The organism is Gardnerella sp. DNF01151 (assembly GCF_049244235.1).
Taxonomy (GTDB): Bacteria; Actinomycetota; Actinomycetes; order Actinomycetales; family Bifidobacteriaceae; genus Bifidobacterium; species Bifidobacterium swidsinskii.
Map to the genome: position 1 here is coordinate 1,059,052 of NZ_CP058389.1, position 24,378 is coordinate 1,083,429.

16 protein-coding genes and 1 riboswitch are annotated in these 24,378 nt (G+C 41.3%); of the genes, 6 read left to right on the top strand and 10 right to left on the bottom strand.

The features are described from left to right. Window positions 1–44: 44 nt before the first annotated feature. Complete coding sequence (gene uvrA / locus HXT37_RS04560; RefSeq protein ID WP_421779793.1) at window positions 45–2,936, bottom strand: excinuclease ABC subunit UvrA; 2,892 nt, start codon at window positions 2,934–2,936, stop codon at window positions 45–47. Window positions 2,937–3,220: 284 nt separating this feature from the next. Here uvrA and HXT37_RS04565 point away from each other — a divergent pair, with 284 nt between their 5' ends. Then, window positions 3,221–4,822, top strand: a complete 1,602-nt coding sequence (locus HXT37_RS04565; RefSeq protein ID WP_012914200.1) for an ABC-F family ATP-binding cassette domain-containing protein — start codon at window positions 3,221–3,223, stop codon at window positions 4,820–4,822. Between the two features lie 46 nt (window positions 4,823–4,868). Then, the gene (locus HXT37_RS04570) at window positions 4,869–7,085 is read left to right on the top strand and encodes a beta-carotene 15,15'-monooxygenase (RefSeq protein ID WP_421779332.1); all 2,217 of its coding nucleotides are present in this window, start codon (window positions 4,869–4,871) and stop codon (window positions 7,083–7,085) included. A gap of 19 nt (window positions 7,086–7,104) precedes the next feature. Here the strand turns inward: HXT37_RS04570 and HXT37_RS04575 are convergent, their stop codons facing one another. The 3 genes from HXT37_RS04575 to HXT37_RS04585 all read right to left on the bottom strand — a co-directional run bounded on the left by HXT37_RS04575 (window position 7,105) and on the right by HXT37_RS04585 (window position 10,287). Further along, entirely contained in the window at window positions 7,105–8,292 is a 1,188-nt protein-coding gene (locus HXT37_RS04575) for a pyridoxal phosphate-dependent aminotransferase (protein WP_421779334.1), read from the bottom strand. A gap of 93 nt (window positions 8,293–8,385) precedes the next feature. Next, window positions 8,386–9,159 (bottom strand): polyphosphate--glucose phosphotransferase, encoded by a 774-nt coding sequence (ppgK, locus tag HXT37_RS04580; RefSeq protein WP_004108876.1) that lies wholly within the window; start codon window positions 9,157–9,159, stop codon window positions 8,386–8,388. A gap of 93 nt (window positions 9,160–9,252) precedes the next feature. Next, window positions 9,253–10,287 (bottom strand): glycosyltransferase, encoded by a 1,035-nt coding sequence (locus tag HXT37_RS04585; protein ID WP_004108875.1) that lies wholly within the window; start codon window positions 10,285–10,287, stop codon window positions 9,253–9,255. 72 nt (window positions 10,288–10,359) lie between these two features. Continuing rightward, a riboswitch (FMN riboswitch) is annotated at window positions 10,360–10,506 on the top strand. Window positions 10,507–10,512: 6 nt separating this feature from the next. Here HXT37_RS04585 and HXT37_RS04590 point away from each other — a divergent pair. The 3 genes from HXT37_RS04590 to HXT37_RS04600 all read left to right on the top strand — a co-directional run bounded on the left by HXT37_RS04590 (window position 10,513) and on the right by HXT37_RS04600 (window position 13,950). Next, on the top strand, window positions 10,513–11,082 hold the full coding sequence (locus HXT37_RS04590; protein WP_004108872.1) for an ECF transporter S component: 570 nt from the start codon (window positions 10,513–10,515) through the stop codon (window positions 11,080–11,082). 47 nt (window positions 11,083–11,129) lie between these two features. Next, window positions 11,130–13,454, top strand: coding sequence for an energy-coupling factor transporter ATPase (locus tag HXT37_RS04595; protein WP_416091195.1), 2,325 nt, complete (start codon window positions 11,130–11,132; stop codon window positions 13,452–13,454). 190 nt (window positions 13,455–13,644) lie between these two features. After that, window positions 13,645–13,950, top strand: a complete 306-nt coding sequence (locus HXT37_RS04600; RefSeq protein ID WP_004108863.1) for a YhbY family RNA-binding protein — start codon at window positions 13,645–13,647, stop codon at window positions 13,948–13,950. 13 nt (window positions 13,951–13,963) lie between these two features. Here the strand turns inward: HXT37_RS04600 and HXT37_RS04605 are convergent, their stop codons facing one another. The 4 genes from HXT37_RS04605 to HXT37_RS04620 form a co-directional block, all read right to left on the bottom strand. Next, complete coding sequence (locus tag HXT37_RS04605) at window positions 13,964–15,352, bottom strand: replication-associated recombination protein A (protein WP_102703135.1); 1,389 nt, start codon at window positions 15,350–15,352, stop codon at window positions 13,964–13,966. 87 nt (window positions 15,353–15,439) lie between these two features. Then, window positions 15,440–17,968 (bottom strand): DEAD/DEAH box helicase, encoded by a 2,529-nt coding sequence (locus HXT37_RS04610; RefSeq protein ID WP_103013862.1) that lies wholly within the window; start codon window positions 17,966–17,968, stop codon window positions 15,440–15,442. Between the two features lie 50 nt (window positions 17,969–18,018). After that, on the bottom strand, window positions 18,019–20,223 hold the full coding sequence (gene der / locus HXT37_RS04615; protein WP_102155121.1) for a bifunctional cytidylate kinase/GTPase Der: 2,205 nt from the start codon (window positions 20,221–20,223) through the stop codon (window positions 18,019–18,021). Next, a complete protein-coding gene (locus HXT37_RS04620; protein WP_041160499.1) occupies window positions 20,220–20,993 on the bottom strand; it encodes a pseudouridine synthase in 774 nt (257 codons plus the stop codon). The genes der and HXT37_RS04620 overlap by 4 nt, the downstream gene beginning before the upstream one ends. A 246-nt stretch (window positions 20,994–21,239) precedes the next feature. Here HXT37_RS04620 and HXT37_RS04625 point away from each other — a divergent pair, with 246 nt between their 5' ends. Then, window positions 21,240–22,211, top strand: a complete 972-nt coding sequence (locus HXT37_RS04625; RefSeq protein ID WP_004108851.1) for an MIP/aquaporin family protein — start codon at window positions 21,240–21,242, stop codon at window positions 22,209–22,211. A gap of 8 nt (window positions 22,212–22,219) precedes the next feature. Here the strand turns inward: HXT37_RS04625 and HXT37_RS04630 are convergent, their stop codons facing one another. Both HXT37_RS04630 and purH read right to left on the bottom strand, forming a co-directional pair. Beyond that, window positions 22,220–22,537: a hypothetical protein gene (locus tag HXT37_RS04630; RefSeq protein WP_012914210.1), complete on the bottom strand. Its 318-nt coding sequence runs from the start codon at window positions 22,535–22,537 to the stop codon at window positions 22,220–22,222. Between the two features lie 141 nt (window positions 22,538–22,678). Further along, window positions 22,679–24,349 carry a bifunctional phosphoribosylaminoimidazolecarboxamide formyltransferase/IMP cyclohydrolase gene (gene purH / locus HXT37_RS04635; protein WP_103013861.1) on the bottom strand — a complete coding sequence of 557 codons (1,671 nt, stop codon included), beginning with the start codon at window positions 24,347–24,349 and terminating at the stop codon, window positions 22,679–22,681. Window positions 24,350–24,378 lie beyond the last annotated feature (29 nt).

Below are 24,378 nucleotides of genomic sequence, written 5' to 3' on the forward strand. Positions count from 1 at the left end.
ATTTCTAAGTTCGCAAATTACAAATCGGTAACTTTTTTGAACGCTTAATGTAACATTTGCTTAAGGAATTTACCTGTCCAACTCTCGCCATTACGCGCTACGCTCTCAGGACTACCTTCCGCAACTAAGGTTCCGCCTTTATCTCCTCCTTCTGGACCTAAATCAATAATCCAATCTGCAGATTTGACAACATCAAGATTATGTTCAATTACAATAACACTGTTGCCTTTATCTACAAGAGATTGCAAAACCGCTAGAAGTTTCCTAACATCTTCAAAATGTAGTCCAGTAGTAGGTTCATCAAGAATATAAATTGTTTTACCAGTAGATCTTCTCTGTAGCTCTGTAGCAAGCTTTACTCGTTGAGACTCACCGCCAGAAAGTGTTGTTGCGCTTTGACCAAGACGAATATAGCCCAAGCCAACTTTTACTAAAGTATCTAAATACCGAGAAATAGAAGGATATGCTTTGAAAAATATTGCAGCTTCACAAATAGGCATATTAAGAACATCTGCAACAGACTTTCCGTTATATGTAACTTCCAAAGTTTCACGGTTATAACGTTTACCATGACAAACTTCGCACTCTACGTATACGTCAGGCAAAAAGTTCATTTCTATTTTTAAAGTACCGTCGCCATGGCATGCTTCACATCTGCCTCCTTTAACATTAAACGAGAAGCGACCAGGACCATAGCCACGAACTTTTGCTTCTGGAGTCTGAGCAAACAATGAACGTATTTTATCCCAAACACCAGTGTAAGTTGCTGGATTAGAACGAGGAGTTCTTCCTATAGGATTCTGATTGACATGCACTACTTTGTCACAAAGCTCAATACCATCAATACATTTGTGTTTTCCTGGCACAATTCGAGCACCATTTAGTTTGTCTGCAAGAACTGGATACAAAATTGAGTTTATAAGTGTTGATTTACCAGATCCAGATACACCCGTTATGCATGTGAATACTCCCAAAGGTATGCTTATATCAATATTTTTTAAATTATGCTCATGGGCATTAATTATATGAAGCATACGATTTTCGTCTACACTACGACGTTGTTTTGGCACATCTATTGAGCGTCTGTGAGCAATATAATCTCCAGTAATTGAACGCTGAGCTTTAATAATTCCATCAGACGGACCTGAATATACTACTTCTCCTCCATGCTCACCAGCTTCTGGACCAATATCAACAAGCCAATCAGACTGACGAATAGTATCTTCATCATGCTCAACAACAATAAGCGTATTACCAAGATTTCGCAGATGATGCAATGTTGCAATCAAACGCTCATTATCTCTTTGATGCAATCCAATAGACGGCTCATCAAGCACGTACATAACACCAACTAAACCTGATCCAATTTGAGTAGCTAAACGAATACGTTGAGCCTCTCCACCAGACAAAGTTTTTGCAGCTCTTGAAAGAGTAAGATAGCTTAAACCCACATCGTTCAAAAAACCAAGTCGAGCACGAATCTCTTTTAATATTTCTGTTGCAATTACTGCTTGAGAACCATCCAAATGCAAAGCATTTACCCATGCTAGACTTCGCTCTACTGGCATATCGCAAACTTCAGCTATGGAAGTATTAGATACTGTAACCGCAAGAACTTCTGGGCGTAAACGCTTTCCATTACATTTTTGGCATGGAACTTCACGCATATACGACTCATAATATTGACGCATTTGATCAGAATCAGTTTCGTCATGTTTGCGCATAAGCGTACGAACTACACCTTCAAAGCCAGTAGAATATTCACGCTGACGCCCCCACCTATTTGTGTAGGAAACTTGAACCGTGAAATCATGACCATACATGATGTCATGTTTAACGTCTTCCGCTAGATCCTTCCACGGAGTATTCATATCAAAATGCAAATCTTTAGCAAGTCCTGAAAGTATGTGCTGATAATACATTCCAGCTGACTTATTCATTGCCCACGGCTCAATAGCTCCTTGCGCAAGAGATTTGTCTGGATCCGGGATAACAAGTTCAGGATCAATTTCGAGATTGTATCCAATGCCAGAACATTCAGAGCAAGCACCATAAGGAGCATTGAATGAAAATGTTCTAGGCTCGATCTCATCAAGCTCTAATTGATGATTATTTGGACATGCACGATGTTCCGAAAATGATTTACGACGCGTTTGCGAGTCTTCTGGTTCGTCAACAAAATCAGCAATTACTACTCCTTTAGATAGTTTTAATGCTGTTTCAATCGAATCAGTTAATCGAACACGAATGCCATCTTTAATAACTAAACGATCTACTACTACTTCAATTGTATGTTTCTTCTGTTTAGTAAGAGTAATATCTTCAGAAAGCTCATGCATTTGTCCGTCAATAATCGCACGAGCATAACCATCTGAGCGCAAAAGCTCAAGCGTGTCTTTAAATTCTCCTTTACGTCCACGAACTACTGGAGCAAGAATTTGTAACCTCGTACGTTCTGGCATAGCAAGCAACGAATCAGTCATTTGCTGAGGAGTTTGAGAGCTTACTATTTGACCACATTCAGGACAGTGAGGCACACCAATCCTAGCAAACAATAATCGCAAATAATCATATATTTCTGTAATAGTTCCAACAGTAGAACGAGGATTACGATTCGTAGTTTTTTGATCAATAGAAACAGCAGGACTTAGGCCCTCAATAAAATCAACATCAGGCTTATCCATACGTCCTAAAAATTGGCGAGCATAAGCACTAAGCGACTCAACATAGCGTCGCTGACCTTCTGCAAAAAGCGTATCAAACGCAAGCGAGGACTTACCAGATCCAGAAAGACCAGTAAAAACAACCATACGATTCCTAGGAATCGATAAACTTACATTTTTTAGATTATGCTCTCTAGCACCCTGGATAGTTATTTTCCATTCAGAAGGAATACTAGATAAATCAGCTATAAAAGTACCGTTGTTAGCGCTCATAGGAGCATTATCAAGCAATTCTTGCAACGAGTCATTTTGTTCATTCGCCTGTTTTGACACAATTACCTCCACACTTCCCCATAATCACTTGAATATTCCCAACCAATACCCAATTTTATTACTAACAAGAAAATTATAGAACAAGTGTTCGAAAAAGTAAAGTATTTGACTATCAACCACATGCTGTATTCGTTACCAGTAAGCAGTATAATGGTGAGTTTGGTTATGACTTTTATAAGTAATAAATACTAACAGCCTAAATTTTGGGGAACGGAACAGACATTATGCCTATTGACGCACAAGCTTTAACCATTCAGATTGGTGCGCGAACGCTGTTAAATCCTACCGATTTTCACGTCACAAAGGGAGATAAGATCGGTTTAGTCGGCAGAAACGGCGCAGGCAAAACTACGCTTACTCGCGTTATTACAGGAGACATGCTGCCAGCAGGAGGCTCGGTTAGAGTTAGTGGAGGTTTAGGCTACTTACCTCAAGACACGCACGCAGCAGACCCAGAGCAAAGTGTTATAGATCGCATTATGAGTGCTCGAGATATTGCTTCTATCGTTTCGCGTATTCGCAAAGCGGAAAAAGAAATGACAGATCCAGATCCAGACATAATGACTAAAGCTATGAACCGCTACGACAAAGCAATGCAAGATTTTGAAAAAGCAGGCGGTTATTCAGTGCAATCTGAAGCAATATCGATGGCAACAAGCTTGGGACTTCCACAAGAAGTTATGCAACAAGCTTTAGGAACACTTTCAGGTGGTCAACGTCGCCGCATAGAACTTGCTAGAATTCTGTTTTCTGACGCAGATACATTAATTCTCGATGAGCCTACAAACCACTTAGACGCAGACTCAATAATATGGTTGCGCAATTATCTTAAACGATTTGAAGGCGGATTCCTAGTAATTTCTCACTCCACAGAATTACTAGACGAAGTAGTCAACAAAGTATGGCATTTAGATGCGCAACTTGCAAAAATAGACATGTACTCAATGGGTTGGAAAGCATACTTGCATCAGCGCGTAGTAGACGAAGAAAGACGTCGTCGCGAACGAGAAGTTGCAGAAAAGAAAGCTGAACGCCTTATGAAACAAGGCATTCGCTTGCATGCTAAAGCTACAAAAGCAGTTGCTGCTCAAAACATGATGCGAAGAGCTGAACGCCTATTAAGCGAAACAAGTGAAGCTCAAAAACAAGAAAAAGTTGCAGATATTCGTTTTCCAGAACCAGCTGCATGCGGAAAAACTCCAATTATGGCAAAAGATATTTCCAAAGCGTATGGTTCTAATATTGTTTTCGCTGGAATTAATCTTGCTATAGACAAAGGTTCACGCGTTGTCATTCTAGGCTATAACGGTGCTGGAAAAACAACAACATTACGCATTTTGGCAGGAGAAGAAACAGCAGATACTGGTGAAGTTCAATACGGACACGGATGCAAAATCGGTTATTTTGCACAGGAACACGATACATTAGACTTGGATTCTACAGTTTTGGAAAACCTTCAGCATGTTGCACCAAACCTGGATGACACGCAAGCACGTTCTATGCTTGGCAGCTTCCTGTTTTCCGGCGACGACGCAATGAAGCCTGCAAGAGTGCTTTCAGGTGGCGAAAAAACGCGTCTAGCACTTGCAACACTAGTCACTTCCAAGGCCAATGTGCTACTACTAGACGAACCTACTAACAACTTAGACCCAGCATCTCGAGATGAAATACTTAAAGCTATTGCAAAGTATGAGGGAGCAATTGTTCTTGTTACACACGATGAGGGTGCAGTTCAAGCCTTACAACCTGAGCGAGTGCTACTCATGCCTGATGGCGACGAAGACTTGTGGAATGACGAATATCTCGATTTAGTTGCCGAAGAGTAAAATGTTGAACTGAATTACTTGAATTGTGCAATAGAATGGTTAAGCAGTGATTTCAACGTACGCGTCTAAGACTTTGCCAAATACGGCAAATAGTGACAACAGTCGTATAAGCAATCAAATTGACAAACATTGCATAAAACGTACGCTACATTTTTTGCGAATACCATTCATCGTAATAATTCTTATAACCTTATTTGAATGTTCTATTGGAAATCTGCCATTTTGGAGTAGTGTTACAGGAAGCACAGATAGCATTTCTGCACACAACGATATAGGTTCTGGAATTAGACGCTTAGCTTCCGGCGGCATTCTTATAACGGATCCTTCAGAAGCATATTTAGAAGTAACATCCGATGGAAGTTCGCCTTATATTCGCTTAGAGCCTGCGATTATTAAAAAGAAAAGCAAAAATAATAATCTTATTTCAAACATCAATGTTTTAGTTGAAGCAAACAAATACTTAAGCAAACCTCAAAGCACAAACACTGCTTCTCTAAACCCATCTTTGCTTAAACTTCCAAAACAAGCAGTAGGAAAATCTTGCATTGTTAGGGTGTGGCTGCAACATCCAATAGGATCAATATTAAATATTGAAGACTCAAGAGCAAACGTTCGAGTGCCTTTTAGGTGGTCATGGGGTCGCGTATTAATACTTGCTATTTTTGCATTTCTTGTTACGCTTTGGAATCCTTGGTCCAAGCTTTGGAAAATTAAACTCAACACTCATAGTCTTATTCAACGTTGCTGCTTTGCTGCTTCTCTTCTTCCATTTATTGCTGTTGGTTTAATAACTATTTTTTGGAATTTACGAAACGCAACTCCTATGCATTTTTACACAAACGGTAATTATGCATATGATTTTGATCAATATGCCCACACTGCAGACGCATTGTTAAAAGGTCAAGTGCATTTAAATCTTCCTGTTCCTAATGAGTTAGAACACTTGCAAAATCCTTACGACCCTACGGCTAGAAATAATTTGTTAAACCACTCAGTACAGCATATGTATTGGGATTACGCATACTACAAAGGTCACTGGTATTCCTACTTCGGAGTTCTTCCAGCAATATTGCTATTTTTGCCTTATCGCATTATTTCAAGACTATGGACTCCAGAAGGCTCTATGCTTCCAACAACAGTAGCTACGATAATATTCTTAATTGGTTTTCTTATCGCAGGCTCCCTATTGGTTATTCGAATTATTGAGCAGACTTCAAAAAAAGTATCTTTAGGAACGACATCCATTGTTCTTGCTTTATTCTTCATTACTTCAAATACAGTGTATTTGTGGTTTAGAACGTCATTTTATTCCGTACCTATGGCAGCCTCACTTTTCTTCACATCTCTTGGATTGTGGTGCTACCTAGGTTTTAATAAAACACACTCTTTGCTAAATATTGTTTTAGGTTCTTTCTTTATCGCATTAAATCTAGGATGTAGACCTACTTTTTCTATAGCCGTTCTTTTTGCACTTCCTGCAATTTATTCGCATATAGAAAAAGATTTACCAAATATTTTGCGCAACTGGAAACAAGTTTCTTCATGGCATAAGCCTTTTAAATATTTTGCAGCTTGGATACTGCCATGCGTAATTACTGCAATTCCATTTGGCATTTATAATCTTTTGCGCTTTGGCTCACCGTTAAATTTTGGCAATGAGTATCAAATAACTATTACTGACATGACGACTATGCGTTTGCCGTCACAAAATATTTTGCCGTCTATTTTCAGCTATATTGCGCTACCTTTGCGTTTTATTCCAACTTTTCCTTGGATTGGTATTCAGCCTATCGCATTTGACCGTTGGCAATACGCAGAGCCTATGATTGGCGGAATGTTTACACTTTCACCATTGGCATTAGTTGGCATAATATGCGTATTTATTATGAAAAAACGCTGCCGCACGCATATTGCTTGGCGCACAAGCGTAATAGCTATAATAGTTGGGCTTGTTCTTATTGTTTTTGACAGCTTAAAAGCTGGTATCGGATGGAGATATATTGCTGATTTTGCGTGGTCTTTTGCTATAGCTGCCGCAATTGGAATTAGCTTGCTTTTAGAATATGCATCCACCTTGCAATCAGAAAATTCTTTACATAAAAAAACTATTGCTTACACAATACGCTTACTTGTAGCAGTATTGCTATTTGCTTCTATTGCTATCGCTGTACTCAGTTGGTTTGTTACAGGACGTGAAGACAGCACGCTTCGTTTTAACCCAAACTTATGGTTCGCGTTTAGAAGTTGGATGACATTGTTTTAAATAATTATTTATATAATTACTATTCTTCTAACAATGCATCTACAGTTCGAAGAAGCGCATGCAATCCGCTAATAAACTGTTGCGGCTCTGGCAATAATGACAATGCTAAATACCCATTAACTGGCATATCGAAATAATATCCAGGTTGAGAAACTAAATTATAATCTTTCATCAATCTCAAAGCTAATACATCATCGTCAATGCAAGATGGTACACGCAATAAAATATTCCATCCGCCTTCTGCACGCAACGCGCTAACACAGCATTTAGGCGTGGATGCCAACGTTTCTCGAAGCGTATGCAGATTATTAATAATACGATTTCGTACAATAGCGCTTTGAGAAGATGCATATTGCAATAATTCTGGTATTCGCTCAGAAACAGTATTACCAATAGGCAAAAAATCATCCGCTATAACGTCAAGCCTTTTTTGTGCTTCATAAACATCATCTTTAGGACCTGAAACTTCAATCCAACCAACTTTTGCGTGAGGAGCAGCAAGCATTTTGGAGAATCCATCAAGCGCAAAAACTAAAGTAGAAGATTCTCCAGCAAGACGAGCATTTCCAGCAAAAGGTTCAAGCGAATATTCATAAAATACTTCGTCTGCAATAATCGCAACACCATTATCACGACATAATTGCAATAGTATTTCACGTTCTTCAGGCTTAACATATGAGCCTGTAGGATTATTTGGATTAATAAGCACAAGAGCTTTAATACGCAAAGACGCATCTTCTAAAAGTTCTCTAACACGCGCAATATCAATAGTCCAAGAACCATCATAGTGCAAAGGATACGGTATTGCATTCACGCATTGCAAGCGTGCAATAGACTCTATAAGAGGATATCCAGGAGTTGGTCCCATAACAGCATCCCCTGCATCGCATAAAAGCATCATAAGCCATGCGTAAGCTTGAGAAGTTGAAGAAAGCACATAAAGCTGATCTGGATTAAGCTTTGGTGGAACAGACTTTTCAGTGCGGTTATCTCGCTTATTGATGAAGTTTGAAAGAATATCGCGAATTTCCTTAGGACCTCTAGGGTCTGCTGTGTAACATCCGCTTAAACATTTAGGCGCTAAGCCGTGAGACGTTGGATTGGAATCGTTTAATTTAGTAAGCTTTACGCCATTAAAAATAGCTTTTCGCTGAGCTAAAATAATAGGATTTGGCTCACTCACATCTACTCTAGAAGAAAATCGCACGAAACTACCCTAACACTTGGCATAACAAAAGCTGGGCTGCAGCATAAACTGCTCACCCAGCTCAATAGATAACAAATAATATTTAGTTATTTTTTAGTTTTGCTGCATTTTTTGCATTGCATAGTAAGCTGCACCAATAATTCCAGCCTCATTATGCAATGTTGCAACAACAATAGGAGTTTTAATATCGATATGCGGCAAGAACTTTTCGCTTACGCGGCTAACACCACCACCGACAACAAACAAATCTGGGTTGAAATACTTTTCCATCAAGCCGTAGTACTTAGTCAAACGCTTAGCCCACTTCTTATAGCCCATATCCAACTTTTCACGAACAGAAGAAGCAGCGTACTTTTCAGCATCGCCTTTACCTTTTTCAAGCTGAATATGACCAAGCTCAGTGTTTGGAATAAGCACACCGTTGTAAATCAAAGCCGTGCCAATACCAGTGCCCAGAGTAGTAGCAATAACCAAGCCATCCTTGTCTTTTGCTGCACCAAAACGCTGCTCAGCTAAACCAGCAGCATCGGCATCGTTAACTACTGTTACAGGACGACCACAAGCCTCGCTAAAGACTTCAGTAACATCAACACCAATCCAAGACTGGTCAAGATTTGCCATAAAATCAAGCTTCTTACCAGGCTTAATTGGAGCAGGGAACGCAATTCCAACAGGAACATCTGCAGGTACTTCAAAATGTTCAAGCTGCTGACGAACAATATCTGCAACTGCTTGAGGCGTAGAAACCGCAGGAGTGAGAATTTTGTATCGAGGTTCTGCGAACTCTCCCTTTTCCAAATTTACTGGAGCAGCCTTAATACCGGATCCACCAATATCGACGCCAAATGCTTGTGCAGTGTCAATCATTTCACTAACACTCCCCTCTGAATGTGTGCTGTATGGACAATTACCAGTATTCTATCGTATATCTGATACGACACGCTTACTGTTTACTAACTTCTACTTCAACGAAGGCATAGGTTTCCAGTCTTGATCGTGCAAAATTTTTCGAGAATCAATCCAACCGGTAAACAATTTACCAATACCCGAAATAATATGCTCACGATCGACAGCAATCAAACGAATAATCTCTTTAGCAGCTGTTAAAGCAGTTCCAAGCGCAAACATAAACGGACGAAAATCACCATAAACCATAAAGTAGCGAGCCATAAAGCCTCTATTTCGCATAATATGATAACGATTCATGTCCGATGTTGAATTTAGCTGACGCACTCCTGCAATATCCCAATTAGGAATATCACGAGTGCGACGAAGAATAATATCCGGAACAACAATAGGGTTCGTAACCTTACTCGCAAGATACCCGTAAGTAGTATCATCCCAGTAAATAAAGTAGCGCGAATCCGGGAAGCCGATTTTTTCAACTATATCTCGACGAATCAAGCCGCCCTCAAAACACATCGTATTCATAACTTTGTATCCAGCTCTGCCGAAAGCAGCAGGAGCAATAGGATTTGGAATACCAAGCGGAACCAAAAAATCATACTGCCAGTAGAAATTACCGCCGTCGTAATCTAAACGACTTCCTTGAACAACAGCGTGACGCTTAGTCCAAGGAGCAAGACGCTCAATAGATTCAGGCACTGTTTCAACATCGTCATCCATAACCCAGAACCACTTAGCTCCAAGTTCATAAGCTTTTTTAACACCAGCACTAAAACCGCCAGCACCACCAAGATTTTCATCTTGCGGAGCATACACAACATGAAGTTCATTGCCTTCACAATCTTTTTGAGCTTTACCCCAACGATTAGTTAAAGAAGCTTCAAGACGAGCAACCATTTCGCCGGTTTTGTCACTGCACTCATTGTCAACAACGACAATACGCCAAGGGCATTCTTTTAAACATTCAAACGAATGGAATAAATTCTCCAAAAGCTCTTGACGCTTATAAGTGACAACAACAATAGCTAATTTATCAATGCTAGTTGCGTTATTAGTACTAATTTTTTTTGATGCACTCGTATTGCTCATACTTGTATTCTCGCACCTACCCTCGCCACACAATTATCACAACAATGTTCTTAGCATGAGATACAAAAGAATAGTTAGTTTCAGGGAAGGTGAAAATCCTTACTGGCGGTAACAAAATACGTGTTTCATGCGTTTTTGAAGCCCGCGAGCAGCTTACAAGCTGCTGATTCGGTTAAATTCCGAAGCCAACGGTTACAGTCCGGATGAAAGAAACGGAGACCCATCATGGGCATTTCTAATACAAATAATCACCAAACTTATGCAAAGAATTCTAACTGGTCTAGTGAAAAAATAGCAAAATACGCTCTATTCGTGGCGCTTTCAATGGCGGTAAGTTTCATAGAATTCCCGCTTATTCCAGACCTCAGCTATCTTAAATACGATCCTTCTGGAATCGTGTGTCTCGTAGCAGGATTCGCGTATGGTCCTGCAGCTGCAGCAATCGTAAGCATACTCGGCTTTGCACCACACTTATTTACCAATCCACTCGGCACAGTTATGGCAGTGCTAGTATCTTTAGGAGCTAGCGTTACAGCAGCAATCGTATACAAAAAAATGCATACCAAAAAAGGCGCAATCATTGCACTTTTGGCAGGCTCGATTGTTGCTATTGCTCTTGCAATAGGTGGAAATCTTGTTATTACTCCTCTTTACGCTCACATAACTGTTTCGCAGGTTGCGGCTCTTATTCTTCCAGCATTACTGCCATTTAATATTATTAAACTTGCTTTGCACGTAGTAGTAACTATGCTTATTTACAAACCAATTTCTAACCTGCTACACGAAAATAAATAATTATCCCAAACGGAATAGTTATGCATAATATCAGCACAAGTAATAGCATGAACGAAGCTAAGAAGCACATGATTGAAAACAATTCGCAAGTAGTGTTGCGAAATATTTGCTTTAGCTACGATGATGGAAAAACTTGGACGCTTAATAATTTAAGTCTTACAATTAATCCTGGCGAACGCGTGGCAATTGTGGGATTAAACGGTTCTGGTAAATCAACCTTAGCAAAAATTATTGCAGGTTTAACAGCTCCAGATAGCGGTTATGTTACATTGTGCGACGAAAAAGTTTTTGAAAATACTACTGCTTGTGCTGAATCATATAAAAATGCACGAAAATATATTGGTGCACTTTTCCAAAGTCCTGAAGACCAGATTATTACCACAATTACTGAAGAAGATGTTGCTTTTGGACTAGAAAATTTGCAATTCCCTCAAAAAGCAATGTATAAGCGTATCAGTGAAGCTTTAAAAACTGTTCATATGGAAGATAAACGTTACGCTGACCCTAGCACTATGAGCGGCGGACAGCAGCAACGAGTAGCTTTAGCAAGTGCTATTGCTATGAATTCTAAACTGCTTGTTCTTGACGAACCTACTTCTATGCTCGACTCGTTCGCACGTAAAGACGTTGATGCTTTATTTGATAATTTGCACAAAAATGGCACTACTATCGTTCAAATTACACATAATTTTGAGGAATGCAAACGCGCAAATCGCATACTTTTACTAGAAAATGGTAACCTGAAAGAAATAAGCTTTAATGGTTTAAAAACTTACTTTTCTAATATTGAATTAGCAAATAATCATGTAACTAAAATTAGCGAGAACAAGAACTTAACAGATAGCAGATTCAAAGAAAATAAGTCAGATATCGCTGTAGAAATTTCCGGACTAACTGTTCAATATGATAAAACTTCTCCAGCTGTTATTGACGATTATTCACTAACTGTTAAAAGCGGCGAAACAGTTGCAATAATGGGCGAAAACGGCTGCGGTAAATCAACTCTTGCTAAAACAATGTGTGGATTGTTAAAAGCCAATTCAGGAAATATAACAGTACATGGCATATCTGTTAAAGGTAAAACATCTAGAATAATACGACAAAAACTACATCAAACAATTGGCTACGTTATGCAACTGCCAGAACAACAGCTTTTTGCTGATACAGTACGGAACGATGTCGCTTATGGGCCAAAAAATTTTGGGCTAAAAGACAGTGCTCTTAAAGAACGTGTGGATGAAACACTACGCTTACTGAACCTTGAGAATTTGGCTGAAAAATCACCTTTTGCGCTTTCTGGAGGTCAGCAGCGTCTTGTTGCAATAGCTGGCGTTTTAGCTTGCAAGCCACGCGTACTCGTACTGGATGAGCCAACAGCTGGATTAGATTTTGAAGCTGCGTTACGTATCCGAAAAATTCTTGGAATGCTACATAATCAAGGCGTAACCATAATACTTATTACGCATAATCTTCAAGAAGCAGAAAATTTAGGCGCAAGACTAGTAACATTAAAAACAAGGAATAAAGCAAGCAATAAAGAATGCAGCACAGCAAAAAATATTGAAAATACCAAAAACAAAGAAAGTTCCACAAAAGCAAAAACAACTTCGTTACTTCAATCTTTTGACCCACGCGCAACGCTTCTATCATGCTTTATTCTTATGCTAAGTGCTTTTAGTATTACTAACTACATACAGTTAGCTATTCTTGCTTTTGTAACATTTACTCTAACTGTTGCTGCAAAAATACCATTCGTTAAACTTATTGCTTCGTTGCACATGATTATTGCAATATTTGTTTTCTCCGGACTACTTAATATTCTCGCAGTGCGAACCGGCACAGTGCTAGCAAATATTGCAACTATTCCTATTACAACCGATGGAATTAACTATGCAATACTTTTTGCAACACGATTCTCGCTTGTTATTATCATTGGAGCAGTTCTAGTACTAACAATGAGCCAAACAACGCTTAACGAATCTTGCACACGATTACTATCACCACTTCGACATATTGGAATACCAACGCAAGAAATAGCACTTATTATGAGCCTAGCGCTACGATTCTTACCAACGCTTAGCGCAGAAGCGCACTCTGTGGCACTAGCGCAAATCGCTCGCGGAAGTAGCATTCGCGATGGTTCTTTTAAACAACGAGTACACGCTATAACAGCTTTAATTGTGCCAGGTTTTGCAGGAGTAATTCGCCATGCTGACATTCTTGCGCTCGCATTAGATGCACGCTGTTACACGCCTGGAGCTGAAAGAACTCACTTGCACTCATGGAAAATGCGTATAAAAGATGTACTGCTATTAGTAGTTACTCTTTGTGTTGTAAGCGCGATTATTGTGTGCAAAATGCTACCTTTGTAATAAAAAATTTTGAAAATATTTCACCTTTTGCAGCAAGCGCAATAAATACGGAATAACTACGGAATAAATGCGCAATAAATAAATTTGTATTATCACATGCAACAATGCGCAATATACTGTATAATCCGTTAAGCACTATGTAATTTATGTAATATTTGCGTTATAAAACTTGCATTTGAAAGGACTCCTTATGGCATTGACAAAGAAGCAGATTAAGCAACTTCGCGCGCTCGCTAATACGCTTAGCCCACTTTTATACGTTGGCAAGAACGATATTACTGATGCAGCTGTGAAGCAAGCAGACGAAACCATGCAGTACCACGAGCTCATGAAGTGTGCTGTGCAAGATGGTTCCGGATTAAGCGCCAAAGAAGCTGCTGATGCACTTGCTCAAAAGCTCGGTGCCGAAGTCGTGCAAGTAATCGGCAATCGTTTTGTTTTGTTCCGCGTATCCCCATTAGACAGCGTTGAACACATTATGCTTGTGCGTGAATAAATAAATAAAACATTTACGAATTAGTTTTATTATTTTTATTTTCAGAATTGTGAAGAATGGCACGGATTTGAGATAAGCGTTGAGTAAGCTCATGCTCGTAGCCACGATTCGACGGCTGATAGTATTCGCGACCAACTAGCTCATCTGGCATATACTGTTGCGATGCCACAGCACCCGGATAATCGTGAGCATACTTGTACCCATCATGGTTTCCCCAACTTTTCATCAAAGCAGTCGGGGCGTTTCGCAAATGAAGAGGCACTTGACCAATATTTCCAGCATCAACATCTTGCAAAGCCTGATTAATAGCATTATAGCTTGCGTTTGATTTAGGAGCGGTTGCTACAGCAATTACAGCTTCCGAAAGAATAATGCGTGCTTCCGGCATTCCTATTAAAGCAACAGCTTGAGCTGCAGCAACAGTTACTTGCAAAATTTGCGGAGCTGCCATGCCAACTTCTTCTGCAGCAGCAATCATAATTCGTCTGGCAATAAAACGCGGGTCTTCCCCAGCTCTAAGCATTCGCGCTAAGTAATGCAAGGACGCGTCAACATCACTTCCGCGCATCGACTTAATAAAAGCAGAAATCACATCGTAATGATCGTCGCCGTCTTTGTCATAGCGAACTGTGGTAGTGTCCATTACGTTAGAAACAACATCGGCAGTAATAACAGGTTTCTTTTTGCCATGCTGTAACGCAACATCTCCTGTTACTGCCCCTGCAGCCGCCTCTAAAATAGTGAGAGTTTTGCGAGTATCTCCCCCACTTAAGCGAATAATAGAATCAATAGCGTCATCGTCGATTTTAAGCTGATTATTAAGACCATTTTCGCTAGTTAGTGCACGTTCTATAAGAGTGTGTAAATCTTCAACGCTAAGTGACTCAAGTTTAACAACTATTGATCTGCTAAGTAGCGGCTTAATGATTGAAAAGCTCGGGTTTTCAGTAGTAGCACCAATAAAAGTTACGTCGCGATTTTCAACGCTTGGAAGCAAAGCATCTTGTTGAGATTTAGAAAAACGGTGAACTTCGTCAATAAATAAAACTGTTTCTTGACCATTACTAACTAAACGCTCATGCGCGCGATCAAGTACCGCTCGAACGTCTTTAACTCCAGAAGTTACAGCAGAAAGCTCTTCAAACACGCGACCAGACTGACGAGCAACAATATAAGCGAGCGTAGTTTTGCCAACTCCCGGAGGACCAAACAACACAACAGAACTTGGAGCAGTAAGAGAACCTTTAGATTGCGGATTTGCAAGCCTGCGCAAAGGAGAACCTTCTTTTAGAGCATGCGACTGCCCTAGCACGTCTTCAATACTGCTCGGGCGCATACGCACTGCCAACGGACGAGTTACATCACTCGGCGCGCTACTTGCTGCAAATAAATCCTGCTCCATAAATACCAGCTTACACTACATATAGAACAAACGTTCGATTGCATTTTGCGTCTTGCATTTCGTATTCTGTTAACACATTTTTAAAAATCACACGTGCGAAACTTGGTAATCAAAGAACACAACTTCACCTTCGTCTTGAGTTGTATCTAAATCGACAACGCCAGTAATAGCCCAATTATGATCCCCATCTGAATCGTCAATAATCTGCCGAACTTTCCACGAATGTTCACTTTTCTCAAGCGAATCATCCAAAATAAACAAGTCGCCACTTCGAGCCTTAGCATCTATTCCAACATACTCGTGCTCATCGTAATAGTCGTCAAGCACATCATTCCACTCGTGAACGCCATAACCCCAAGCTTTGTCAAGCTCTCCTAAAGTATCCGCATCTTCCAAATCCATAAGTTGCACACGTCGGAACATTGCATTCCTAATCAACACAATAAGTCCACGACGATCCTCAACCACAGACTCAGAAGTTCCAGGCGCAGCCGTAGTTACAGCATTAGCTTCAGCGTCCGAACCTCCTGCACTCTCCCACTCGTCAACAAGACTAGAATCAATAGAGCGCACAACAAGACGAAGCCACGAAATAATATCACGCAATTCTTCGTTAAGCATGTCTTCTGGCACAGTGCGAGCGAGCGAACGGTAAGCGTCCGAAAGGTAGCGAAGAAGCGTTCCCTCACTTCTAGCAATGCCATAACGAGAAATGTATCCAGTAAAATCAGAGACGGTTTCAACCATGTCTCGAAGCACAGATTTAGGCTTTAGCCAGTAGTCGTTTGCCCACGGCACGTCCTTGCGGTATTGCGCAAAAGCAGGAGCTAGCAAATCCTCAAGAGGCTTAGGATAGCTAACTTCAGCTAAGCGTTCCATGCGCTCCTCGTAATCAATGCCATCATCCTTCATACCAGCCATTGCAGCATCGCGAGCCTTACGCTCCTGCGCGCGAAGAACAGGCTTAGGGTCATCTAAAGTTGCTTCAACCATAGAAATTACGTCAAGCGCATAGCTTTGAGATTCTGGGTCAAGAAGTTCCAAAGCTGCGAGCAAGAACGGAGAAAGCGGCTGATCCAGCGCAAAGCCTTCAGGCATTGCAACATCAAGCTCATAATCGCAAGAACCGTTCGCGCGCTTTTTAGATTCAATAACTTGAGTATCGAGCAGAGTTTGGAAAATATCGTTGCAACGCTCAAGCAATTTCTCTTTATCTTGCGGCTTTTGCGCACTATCTTCAATAAGTTTTTCAACGCGTGCTCTAGCGTCTCCGCCTTGCGTAACTTCGTTCAAAATCATTGAATGCGTTACAACCATATGAGGATTCAAAGTTTCTGGAGCACTTTCAATAAGCTTAGTAAACGTTGGTTCGCCCCAAACAACAAAGCCCTCTGGAGCCTTCTTACGCTTAACTTTTTTAAGCTTCTTAGGGTCATTGCCAGCTTTTGCAACAGCGCGCGCGTTTTCAATCTCGAACTCTGGAGCCTCTGCAACTACTAAGCCCTCTGTATCAAACCCCATTCTGCCTGCACGACCTGCAATTTGATGAAACTCGCGAGCGCGAAGCTTGCGACTACGATTCCCATCAAACTTTGTTAGCGCTGTAAGCACAACAGAGTGAATTGGCACGTTAATACCAACGCCAAGAGTGTCTGTGCCGCAAATAACGGGCAACAATCCTTGCTGAGCTAGCTGTTCAACAAGCCTGCGGTAGCGCGGAAGCATGCCAGCGTGATGTACGCCAACGCCTGTGCGCAGTAGCCTTTGCAAAATTTTGCCGAAGCCTGTAGTAAATTTAGTGCCTTTAATCGCTTGAGCAATTTTGTCTCGCTGCTCTTTGCTAGAAACTCCCGTACTAGCTAGCGCTTGAGCTGTTTCTAGAGCTGCGTCTTGCGAAAAATGAACTACGTAGATTGGCGTTAAACCCTTGTTAAATAAGAGTTCTACAGTTGTGGCAAGTGGCTTATCTGTGTACTCATATTCGAGTGGGATTGGTCTTGGAGCGTCTGCAATAATATCGACGTTTCTTTTTGTTGATTTTTCTAAGCGTTCCGCAATATCCGTTACGTCTCCAAGAGTTGCACTCATAAGTAAGAATTGCGTATTTGGAAGTGTAAGCAGCGGAACTTGCCAAGCCCATCCACGCTCTGGATCACCATAGTAGTGGAATTCGTCCATTGCAACGCAATCAACTTCAGCATTTACGCCTTCACGTAAAGCTTGATTTGCTAAGATTTCCGCCGTGCAGCAGATTATTGGAGCATCCGCATTAATATGCGAGTCGCCTGTAATCATACCAACGTTGTCACGCCCAAAAATAGCTACTAAATCGAAGAATTTTTCGGATACGAGAGCTTTAATTGGCGCAGTATAGTAGGAGCGTCTGCCGGTGGCGAGTGCTGTGAAATGCATGCCGAGTGCTACTAGAGATTTTCCAGAACCTGTTGGAGTGTTTAAAATAACGTGGTCTCCTGCAAGCAAATCCATGATGGATTCTTCTTGATGCGGCCACAAATCTACATGTTTGTTATCTTTAACCCAATCAACAAATGCTTGAAAAATCTCATCTTCGCTAGCATGATGCAAATCGAAAGCTAACTCGCTCAAACCAGCCATATACGCTCCTACTTTACTTAACACCAACTTACTTGTGACTTAATCGCGCTTTATTTGCGCTTCTTCTTATCTCGTACTTTTACGGAGATTTGAATAGGAGTTCCCTCGAATCCAAATTCTTCTCGAAGTGATCGCTCAATAAAGCGACGGTATCCGTGCTCTAAGAAGCCAGTTGTAAATATTACAAAACGCGGTGGGCGCGTAGAAGCTTGCGTGGCAAACAAGATTCTCGCTTGCTTTCCGCCTCGCAAAGGATGCGGATGAGCAGACTGAATACGCCCTAAGAAAGCGTTGAGCTTGCCTGTAGGAATGCGCTTATCCCAGCTGTCTAAAGCTGTTCGCATAGCGCGCGCAAGACGATTCGTATGCCATCCTGTTTTTGCAGAAAGATTTACGCGCTCAGCCCAAGTTACGCGCTCAAACTCAGTTTTCCATAAGCGTTCCATGCGCTGTCTGGAAAATTCGTCCATCAAATCCCACTTGTTAAACACAAGTACGATTGCGCGACCTGCATCCACAGCCTGGCTCATAACTTTCAAATCCTGCTCTGCAATAGGCTGGGAAGAATCGAAAAGAATCAAAGCAAGTTCCGAGCGTTCAATCGCAGCTTGCGTACGAAGTGAAGAATAGTATTCAGCACCCGTAAGCTTGTGCTGCCTGCGCTTAATACCAGCAGTGTCAATAAACAGCCAATCCTCGCCGTCAACTCGCACAACCTCATCAACAGGGTCACGAGTAGTTCCAGCCAAATCGTTTACAACAGATCGCTCTTCATGAGCTAAATGATTCAAAAGCGAAGACTTACCAACGTTTGGACGACCTACTAAAGCAACTCTGCGAAGTCCTTCTGGAGTTAAGAATCCTGAAGTTTTATTCGCTTTCTTCAAAGAATTGAGAGCTGCATCAAGCAAATCTCCAACGCCTCTGCCGTGCATTGCAGAAATTCCGTAAGGCTCACCCATTCCGAGCTTCCAAAACTCTGCAGTCAAATACTCGCTTCTAGCATCGTCAACCTTGTTAACTGCCAGAGTAATAGGCTTACCTGCAGCACGAAGCATTGAAACAATACGCTCGTCTGTAGCTGTTAAACCAACTTGACCATCTACTAGGAAAATCACAGCGTCGCTTAAACGCACTGCTATTTGCGCTTGTTGAGCAATAGAAGAATCAATGCCTTCAACATCTGCTTCCCAGCCGCCAGTGTCAACCAGCTTAAAGTTAGTTCCAGCCCACTCAGCGTCGTAGCTTACGCGATCTCTCGTAACACCTGGAGTATCTTCTACAACAGCTACACGATGGCCCAAAATACGATTGACAAGCGTTGATTTTCCAACGTTTGGTCGACCTATAATGGCGATTACTCCAACAGCTTTAGAGTCTTTTGCATCGTCTTGACTTACTTCGTCGCCTCGAAGAAGCGCACGGTCTTCATCGTCAAGATCGTAGCCTTCAAGATTAGCAGCATAGCGGTCGTACTCATCTTGCTCGATAGCAGCGTCAACCATTTCAACAAGAGCATCGAGAGTCTGCTCAAAAGTCAAATCAGAATTATCTAGCGTTGTAACACCGTCTGCTGCTTGAAGAAAATGCGTAACTTTAGCATCTTTAGCGTCACGAGCGTGAATATCGTCTTCTTCAGATTCATTATTTTTAGATTCATTATTTTGCAAATTTTCTTGCGCAATATTCTGCTTGTTTCTGCGAGCTTGACGCACTTCTTCGCGTGCAGTAAGAAGCACTCGAACTTGAGCATTAGGAGCAACAACAGTAGTAATATCGCGTCCTTCTGCAACTATTCCCTCTCCGCCTGAGAAAGAATCTTCATCTGACTCTGAAGCAATATACGCTCGCTGAGCAGCAATAAGCATACGGCGAACTGCAGGAATCGAAGATACAGTAGACACATGCGAAGAAACTTCGCTGGAACGCAATTCTTCGCTAATATCCTCACCTTCGACAGTCACTACAGGATTCTTAGGATCAACACTAAAGTCAGCGTCACTTTCAGTAAATAAGGCTCCAACAGCTTCAATAATTTGATTAAAACGTTCAGTATCCGCTGGATTTACAGGATTTCCTTCTTCATCCAATTCAAGCTTCGTGCTTAAATCAATACCTTGTTTCAAGCACCACCAAGCAGCAGCTCTATACATTGCACCCGTATCTAAATACGCAAAACCGTAGTATTGTGCTAAAGCACGAGAAGTAGAAGACTTACCTACTCCTGCTGGTCCATCAATTGCTACACAAATCACAGGCCAACCTCCTTAGAAAGCGAACGCACTTCTGTTTGAGAAAGCACGCGATACGATCCAGCTTTTAAGTCGCCCAATTTAATAGGGCCAATTTGCGTACGAACAAGACGCTTTACAGGGAAACCAACGGCTCCAAAAATCCTGCGAACAATACGATTTTTGCCAGAATGCAACACAATTTTTACCATGGTTGTGTCGTGATTCTGGTCGATTATTGCGCAACGGTCGAGCTTAATCCAACCATCTTCAAGATTCACGCCTTGCGAAACCAAGCGGCGGCAAACCATACCGTTGATTTTGCCTTCAACAGTTGCAATATAAGTTTTCTCAACCTCATACTTTGGGTGCATTACGTGCTGGCTTAGCTCGCCATCGTTGGTCATTAAAATAAGACCTTCAGAATCGTAATCCAAGCGTCCCATGTGGAAAATTCGCTCGTACTTGTCTCCAACAATATCTCTTAAAGTAAAGCGACCTTTTGGATCGTCCATTGCGCTAAGAACTCGCTTAGGCTTATGCAATGCGAGCGTTACTAGCTTTGTGTTGAACTTTACGCGAGATCCATCAACGCGCACTTTTTGACGTTTTGGATCTACTCGAGTACCAAGTGTTGTAACCAATTCGTCGTCTACTTCAACACGCCCGTCAAGAATAATCTCTTCACACTTGCGTCTTGAACCAAATCCCGCTTCAGCAAGCAGCTTTTGCAGTCGAATGGCGTTGTTGTCATCTGAATGCGCCTGATTGGCGCGGGAATATGCGTTTGGCATCGTTCTCCCAACGTGACCTAAAGAATTACATACATACTTGCGCCAGAATTTACTTAAGAATACGCAGTATAAGCAATTCATTACTCATTAACTTACTAATTTATGTGGCAATTTATTAAATTTGCAATAAATCAAAAAACACCACGTCTTCCTATGTTACCGTATGGCATAGCCGTGATAGTATAGCCTAGGTTTCATTGTGTTGCAATCATTAACAAAGCGGCACAACTAAAATTAAGGAAAGTTATGATTAAAACTACAGATACACCGTGCAGCACAACTAAAACTGCTGCGCCACTTATTGTTCGTATTGGTACTGAATTTATTGCTACAGCTTTAGCGATGTTCGTTGTTTACACTTTTTATTCTCTTACTACTGTAATGTACGGAATCAATGTTTTAATGATTGCCGCCGGCACTGGTATCGCTTATGCTGCAGCGACATATATTGCATCTAAAGTTTCTGGAGGCCATCTTAACCCTGCAGTAACAGTTGCTTCGATGCTTACTGGACGCACTTCATACACTGCAGGATTATGCTACATTGTTGCCCAAGTTCTTGGTGCTATTGCAGCTGCAGGATTGTTTATTCTTATTATTCCTCAGCAGAATTCAAGCATTAATCCATCACAAGTTGGCCAAGGCTCAGGTTTTGACAAAAAGTATTGGTTTGTTTCAATAGTAAACGGATTCGAAAAGGCATCTCTTTCTGCACGTCAACTAAAAGAAATAAACTTGTCTTTCGGAATAGTATCTGCGTTATTAGTTGAAGTTATTGCTGTTATTTTGATTGTTGCCACTGCATTGCGCAGCACAGACCATGAAGGTAATACTAAATGCGGTTATGCAACACACATCGGTATTGCATACGCAGCTGGTGCTTTCATTACATATCAAATTACAGGAGCTGGTTTGAATCCTGCTCGTTCTACCGGCATTGCATTATTCGCAAACTCTCATGATTTGGAAGTTAAACCACTAAGTCAATTGTGGGTATTCTGGATTGCTCCAATTTTTGCTGCAGCGCTTGTTAGCCTAGTTTTGCTATTAACAAAGCTTCTTTCAAACTCAGCACAAAAACCTGCTGTATCAAATGAAACAAATCCTGCACCAATACAAAACTTTGCAGACACAAAAGCAGATGCTCCTGTAGCACCAGATATGAGCTATGAATACGTTCAAAACGTATCTGACAATAACGTTGCGAACAATCTTTAAGAATAAAATTATAGCAAAAATATAATTGAAGCGTATGTTATAAGCAAACCTATGCCGAGCGTAATACTGATGAAAGAATCAAAGCCAACTGAGCGAACTTTCCAAGGGCTACGCTGACGCATAATTAAGCGCATAACTCCTAGAAGTACAGCCGTCACAGAAATAACAACTGTGGCGGCTTTTACATATCCTATAAATGCCAATAATGCGCAAAGTCCAATAATAATTGCTACAATCCATTCAGCATAAGGTTTACCCTCACGTTTTTCCGACACGTACGGATGTTCCGTTTTAGTGCTTCTAGTCTGATGCTCACTATCTGTCATACTTGTATCATACCTGCTCCGCGATAAGAAAACATGAGTTGTTTTAGGTACTAACACAAAGATGCAGCGCTTGAAGTACACAAACGCTGCATCCATAATATTGATTAATTTATTTGTCTATGAATCTTAGCTAAAGCAATTTTAGTGGAAGAAGTGACGAGTACCGGTAGTGTACATCGTTACACCAGATTTGCGCGCAGCTTCGAACACTTCTTCGTCGCGAATAGAGCCACCAGGCTGCACGATTGCGCGAACGCCAGCTTCAATCAAAATTTGCGGACCGTCAGCGAATGGGAAGAAAGCATCCGAAGCCGCAACAGCTCCACGAGCACGTTCAGCACCATCAGCCAAAGTATTCGCACGTTCAACAGCCAAATGGCACGAATCCACGCGATTAACCTGCCCCATACCAATGCCAACAGTAGCATTATCATGCGCAAGTAGAATTGCGTTAGACTTTACACAACGAAGCGAACGCCAGGCAAATTGCAAATCGCGCAAAGTATCAGCATCAGCAGGATCTCCAGAAACAAGCGTCCAGTTTTCAGGATTATCACCAACTGCATCAATCTTATCTGCAGACTGAACTAAAGCACCGCCGTCAATAGGATGAACTTGCAAACCTAAAACTGGCGGAGTTGCAACCTTCAAAATGCGGAGGTTCTTTTTTTTAGTGCGAAGCAATTCCAAAGCTTCAGGCTCATAGTCTGGAGCCACAATAACCTCTGTGAAAATTGGACGCACACTTTCTGCCATTTCTAAAGTGACTGTAGTATTTGAAGCAATCACACCACCGTAAGCACTTACAGGATCGCAAGCGTGAGCTTTCTTGTGAGCTTCAGCTGCATTAGTTCCAATAGCTAAACCGCATGGATTATTATGCTTGCAAACAGCAACTGCAATTTGTGGAGCAAAATCCCAAACCGCACGCCAAGCAGCATCCGCATCCACATAATTGTTGTAGCTCATAGGTTTTCCGCCAAGAAGCTCAGCTTGAGCTAAACCGCCCTTATGCAGAGGATCTAAATACAATCCTGCTTGCTGATGAGGGTTCTCGCCATATCGAAGCGTATGCTCTAAGCTCCAAGTGCGCGTGTAGTTTGCAGGAAGCTTTACAGATTCAGCATTTTTACTATCTTCTTCATCATTTGTGTTCAAACTTTCAGGCTTCTGCCATGCTTTACTTGTCCACTCAGATATAGAAGCATCGTAAGCTGCTGTATGAGCAAATGCTTTACCAGCCAAATATTCGCGCTCTTGCAAATTAAAGCCTTCACCTGAAACGATTCTATTAGCTAAAAGCTGGTAATCTGCAGGATCTGTAATAACGGCAACAGACTTATGATTCTTTGCTGCAGCACGAATCATAGAAGGTCCACCAATATCAATTTTTTCAATAATTGCGTCACTATCAGCACCGCTCATTACAGTGTCTACGAACGGATACAAATTAACTACTACAGCATCAAACGGCTTTATGTTTAGCTTTTCAAGTTGCTTTACATGATCAGCATTACTCATATCTGCAAGAATTCCAGCGTGAATATGCGGATCTAAAGTCTTCACCCTTCCATCAAGACTTTCTGGGAAACCAGTAACGTCAGAAACTTCAGTAACACGAACGCCAAGTTCCGCCAATTTAGCAGCAGTAGAGCCGGTTGAAACTACTTCAGTATCAGCCTTTCTAAATGCTTCAGCTAATATTTCAAGTCCTTCTTTATGAAAAACTGAAACAAGAACTCTACGAATTTGCTTTTCACCTGTGGTTATCAGCACATTTGCGTTTGATTCTTTGCTCTGTGTCTGTTGCACGGCGGCCTTCCTTCCCAAAATAGTAGTGA

What these genes read in the sequence shown, in the direction of transcription:
- HXT37_RS04595 (WP_416091195.1), top strand. Translation starts at nt 11,130, where the DNA reads ATGAACGAAGCTAAGAAGCACATGATTGAAAACAATTCGCAAGTAGTG.
- HXT37_RS04630 (WP_012914210.1), bottom strand. Translation starts at nt 22,537, where the DNA reads ATGACAGATAGTGAGCATCAGACTAGAAGCACTAAAACGGAACATCCG.
- HXT37_RS04625 (WP_004108851.1), top strand. Translation starts at nt 21,240, where the DNA reads ATGATTAAAACTACAGATACACCGTGCAGCACAACTAAAACTGCTGCG.
- ppgK (WP_004108876.1), bottom strand. Translation starts at nt 9,159, where the DNA reads ATGATTGACACTGCACAAGCATTTGGCGTCGATATTGGTGGATCCGGT.
- HXT37_RS04600 (WP_004108863.1), top strand. Translation starts at nt 13,645, where the DNA reads ATGGCATTGACAAAGAAGCAGATTAAGCAACTTCGCGCGCTCGCTAAT.
- HXT37_RS04620 (WP_041160499.1), bottom strand. Translation starts at nt 20,993, where the DNA reads ATGCCAAACGCATATTCCCGCGCCAATCAGGCGCATTCAGATGACAAC.
- HXT37_RS04565 (WP_012914200.1), top strand. Translation starts at nt 3,221, where the DNA reads ATGCCTATTGACGCACAAGCTTTAACCATTCAGATTGGTGCGCGAACG.
- HXT37_RS04605 (WP_102703135.1), bottom strand. Translation starts at nt 15,352, where the DNA reads ATGGAGCAGGATTTATTTGCAGCAAGTAGCGCGCCGAGTGATGTAACT.
- HXT37_RS04610 (WP_103013862.1), bottom strand. Translation starts at nt 17,968, where the DNA reads ATGGCTGGTTTGAGCGAGTTAGCTTTCGATTTGCATCATGCTAGCGAA.
- HXT37_RS04590 (WP_004108872.1), top strand. Translation starts at nt 10,513, where the DNA reads ATGGGCATTTCTAATACAAATAATCACCAAACTTATGCAAAGAATTCT.
- uvrA (WP_421779793.1), bottom strand. Translation starts at nt 2,936, where the DNA reads ATGAGCGCTAACAACGGTACTTTTATAGCTGATTTATCTAGTATTCCT.
- HXT37_RS04585 (WP_004108875.1), bottom strand. Translation starts at nt 10,287, where the DNA reads ATGAGCAATACGAGTGCATCAAAAAAAATTAGTACTAATAACGCAACT.